This is a genomic window from Saccharomonospora iraqiensis subsp. paurometabolica YIM 90007, assembly GCF_000231035.2.
Taxonomy (GTDB): Bacteria; Actinomycetota; Actinomycetes; order Mycobacteriales; family Pseudonocardiaceae; genus Saccharomonospora; species Saccharomonospora paurometabolica.
Genome location: NZ_KI912231.1, coordinates 6,994 through 11,103, shown reverse-complemented (window position 1 = coordinate 11,103; position 4,110 = coordinate 6,994). Strand labels below are relative to the sequence as shown.

The window sequence follows — 4,110 nt, the reverse complement described above, 5'->3', positions numbered from 1 at the left end:
TGGCCGCCTGCGCGGTGCGGGAGATCGTGCCGGACCTGCCGGAAGACTCCGGCGCGGCCCGCGTCCTGGAACGCACCCGTGCCGCGGGCGGTGTCACGCTGGCCTCCGCGCCGGTGGTGGTCTCCGGTGGACGCGGGGTCGGTGGCGCCGACGGGTACGCCGTGCTGGAGGAGCTGGCCGGACTGCTGGGCGGTGCGGTCGGCTGTTCGCGGGTGGCCACGAACAACGGCTGGCGGCCGCACTCCGACCAGGTCGGGCTGACCGGGACGAAGGTGGCCTGCGACCTGTACCTGGCCTGCGGCATCAGTGGCGCCACCCAGCACTGGGTGGGCTGCATGGACTCCCGCACGATCCTCGCGGTGAACACCGATCCGGAGGCGCCGATGGTGTCCCGGGCCGACTACGCGGTGATCGGGGACGTCCACGAGGTGCTGCCCGCGGTCGTGGCCGAACTCCGGGCCCGGCGGGAGCAGCGGGCCGGGCGGGAGGAGGAACGGGTGCTCACCCGCGGGTGAGCACGCCGGGGTTCACGAGCGGTCGGCGCTGCTCTTCCTCCGGCGGCCGACCAGGGACTCGGCGACACCGATCAGCAGCACCGCCGCGATGACCGCGATGATGAACCCCAGCACGTTCAGCTCGAAGATGTCGCCGGTGCCCAGCAGGTTCGCCACGGTACCGCCGATCACCGACCCGACCAGGCCCAGCAGCAGCGTGGCCAGGATGCCGAGGTCCTGCTTGCCGGGTTTGAGCAGACGCGCCAACGCGCCGATGATCAGACCCGCCACGATGAACCCGATCATGGTTGTCGTCCTTCCTGTCGGTGACGCGGTGTCCCGCCGCCGGATATCCCGCGCACGGGGGAGTGAAACGGTACGGGGTCCCGCCGCTCCCGGCACGGCGGGGCCCGTCCCCGCGGGCCGACGGCTCACCGGCGGCGCAGCGTCCGCCCGAAGGCGGCGATGATCGTGGTCGCCAGGACCCAGCCGGCCACGGTGAGCACCAGCATGACCGCCTTGGACCATCCGAGCACGTCCCACGCCGTGGCGTGGCCGAGGTCGACGACGGGGACGAGGACGTCGAGGGCGTACAGGAACGGGTCCCAGGTGGGATGTTCGTCGACCCGGACCGGGCAGGGTCCCGGGACCGCCGTGCCGGACCGCAGACACGGGCCCGTCCCCCACGCGAACGCCACGGCGCCGGACGACCAGGCCAGGAGGAAGACGACGACGGCCCGCAGCGGCCGGTAGCCGTACCCGAGTACCAGATCCTGCAGGGCGCCCCACAACTGGTAGCCGCGCTGGACCAGGTGACGCAGGACGCCGACCACCCGCGACGTCCACCGGGCGGGCGGGCCGGGCGGTCCGTCCCGGGTGGGCGCGCCGGGACGGTTCCTGCGGGTGTTCTGAGTGAGCTCGGAAGAGGACCGGCGCACGGCGGCCAGCCGGGTGGTGCGGGCTTCGCTCTCCTCTCCGGTCGCGGAGAACGAGGCGGCGAGTTGCTCGTACGGCCCGGGCATGAACGGTTCGGTCGCCGAGTGCACCCAGTGCAGGCGCTGTTTCAGGGTCATCGCACCGTCGAGGCGGTCGTAGGCGCACCCGGCGAGGTCGAGGAAGCCGTGGGCGTACGACCACGCCCGGACCCGGTCCCGAAGGGTTCCCAACCGCGCGTGGGAGAGGTCCACGCGTCCGGTCGGCGCCCGTGCGGGCAGGAAGATCAGTGTCGACGCCGTCAGTTCGGCGGCGTCGAGCGCGAGGTCCCGGTCGTCGAGCACCGTGTCGTCGAGCCCGACGTCCCCGTGCACGGTGGTCGTCGTCAGCCTGACCGTGCGGGTGCTCCGCGTGCGGGAGAGCGACAGGTGGCGGCCGACCGTGGTCCCGCCGAGGTCGAGCGACATGGGCGGGTCCGTCGGATCGGTCCTGCCGCCGGCGAGGACGCAGTCGGTGATGGTGACCACCTGGGCGATGTGGGAGTACGCCACACGGACCGCCCCGTCCACGGTCGCCTCCGTCATCGTGAGGTTCTTGCCGACCGACAGTGCCGAGACCTCCAGCGCGATCCGGCGCCCCTGCTGATCGTGCCGGTCCGCGCGCAGGTGGGCGCCGTCGAGCAGATGGCTGCCCTGGACGGTGTTGTTGCGGAGCCGGATGCGGCCCAGGGACTCCACGCCGTTCAGCACGAGATCGCCGGACACCGTGTTTCCGGTCAGGTTCAGCGCGGCACCGTCGTCGTCACCGAGCAGGACGCTCTCCGTCAACCGCAGGGTACCGGTGTCGCAGTCGGTCAGCCGGATCCGTCCGGTGACCCGGGTGGCCCCCACGAGCGCGAACTCCGCGCGGACGGTCGCCGCGAAGGCGGAGATGCTCACGGCACCGGAACCCGCCGAGAGCTCCGCGGACTCCATCCGGAACACGCCCTCCACCCGGGCGCTGTCCAACGTGATCCGTCCGGCGACGCGCGCGGGGGCCCTGGCGGCGACGCCACCGGAGACGGTGGCGTTGGCCAGCGAGAGGGCATGGTCGGGGGCGTCCACGTCGGCGTCGTCCAGCCGCACGTCCCCCGTGACGGTGGCGTGGTCGAGGATGGCTCCCATCGGGGCCCGGCAGGTGAATCCGTTCCGGAGCCGGACCGTGCCGAAGACGTCGGCCCGGTACAGGTTCAGCCCCCACCCGGTCCCGGCGCGCAGCTCCGCGCCGTCGAGGCGGATGTCGCCGCCGACCCGGGCGCTGCGGAAGGCGAACCCCTTGGTGGTGCTCATCCGCTCGGCGTACATGCCGAGGCCGATCCGGGAACTGGAGCCGTCCACCGCGCCCAGCCGGGACCCGGACAGCCACAGGAACTGTTGCACCTCCGCGCCCGCGAGGAACAACGCACCGGGGGATCGGAATCCGGTGACGTCGAGCGTGCCCTCGACCCGCACCGCGAGGAGGTTGACCGTGGTCGTCTCGTCGCCGTCGACCACGGTGCGGGCGAGGGTGACGTCGCCGGTCACCCGCGCGGAACTGAGATTGAGCGCGTGCCCCTCGGCCGCCAGGTGGCAGTCGGCGAGTTCGACCCCGCCCGAGACGTGGGCGTCCTCCAGGTTCACGGTGCTCGTCTCCCGGACACCGTGCAGCATGAGCGACCCGGAACACTGCAGCCGGGGCGCGACCACCCGCGGGACGACACAGTCGGTGAGCTCGACACGGGCCGTGGCCGCGTCGGAGAGATCGAGATCGCCGCGGAACCGGCAGTGCGCGAACACCACCGGGAACCGCAGGACCGAGTCGGCCAGGTCCAGGTCGCCGACGATCTCGGCGCCGTGGAGTTCGAGCCGTCGGCTGCGGGCGTGCACACCCTCCTCCACCAGGAGAAGGTAGGCGATGGCGCTCGCGCGGACGGTGTGCCCGGGATGTCCCGGGGGCGGGACGGTGTCGCCGAGGGTCAACGGCCTGCCTTCGTGCAGTGCGGCGCGCAGTTCCTGTTCCGTCCCGGTGAACTCCGGTGGTTGGTCCCGTCGGCCGAACGGATCGTTCAGTCGGAATCGCGCCATCGTGACCCCCCAGGACACGCCGTGGCTCGGCAACGTGAACCCGCGTGTGTACCACGGAGAGTGTCACGGAGGGAACGGTCCGGCCGGAACGCCCTTGCCCGAGGTTCCCGAACGGCGCGGAAGGCTCCCGAACGGCGCGGAAGGCTCCCGGGTGTGAGCGGCGACTCGTCGGCCCGGAACGGGCGGTTCGCCCGTGTTAAGGTCCGCACCGATCGTGACCGTGCTCTGATTGGAGTCTGCGGATGCCGGACGACGGCCGGGTGCCGGTACTCGTCGGGGTCGGGCAGGTGCGGGGCAACACCGCCCGCGCGCCGGAGGCGGCGCGGGAACCCCTCGCGCTGGCCGAGGACGCCGCCCGCGCCGCGGGGACCGATTCGGGCGCCCCCGCCCTGCTGAGCGAGGCCGACTCGGTGCTGGCGATCAAGAGCAGCAGCTGGGCCTACGACGACCTGCCCGCCCTGCTCGCACGGCGTCTGCACGCCTCACCGAAGCATCGCGCGACCACGACCGTGGGTGGGCACTGGCCCGCGGCGCTGCTCGACGAGGCGGCCGCCGGGATCGCGTCCGGGGACTCCCGCGTC

Annotated in this window: 3 protein-coding genes and 1 pseudogene; 2 read left to right on the top strand and 2 right to left on the bottom strand. The window is 72.8% G+C overall.

Going from position 1 to position 4,110, the window contains the following annotated elements; all coding sequences use genetic code 11:
• The coding region (locus SACPADRAFT_RS26860; protein ID WP_007026744.1) for an electron transfer flavoprotein subunit alpha/FixB family protein at nucleotides 1–515 on the top strand (515 nt) is incomplete at its 5' end.
• Nucleotides 516–527: 12 nt separating this feature from the next.
• Here the strand turns inward: SACPADRAFT_RS26860 and SACPADRAFT_RS0210450 are convergent.
• Both SACPADRAFT_RS0210450 and SACPADRAFT_RS0210445 read right to left on the bottom strand, forming a co-directional pair.
• Nucleotides 528–800 carry a GlsB/YeaQ/YmgE family stress response membrane protein gene (locus SACPADRAFT_RS0210450; RefSeq protein WP_007026743.1) on the bottom strand — a complete coding sequence of 91 codons (273 nt, stop codon included), beginning with the start codon at nucleotides 798–800 and terminating at the stop codon, nucleotides 528–530.
• Nucleotides 801–925: 125 nt separating this feature from the next.
• Nucleotides 926–3,529: a hypothetical protein gene (locus tag SACPADRAFT_RS0210445; RefSeq protein ID WP_007026742.1), complete on the bottom strand. Its 2,604-nt coding sequence runs from the start codon at nucleotides 3,527–3,529 to the stop codon at nucleotides 926–928.
• A gap of 242 nt (nucleotides 3,530–3,771) precedes the next feature.
• On the opposite strand from SACPADRAFT_RS0210445, the pseudogene SACPADRAFT_RS32655 reads away from it, so the two are divergent.
• Nucleotides 3,772–4,110 (top strand): annotated as a pseudogene (locus tag SACPADRAFT_RS32655) (acetyl-CoA acetyltransferase); the annotation flags it as partial.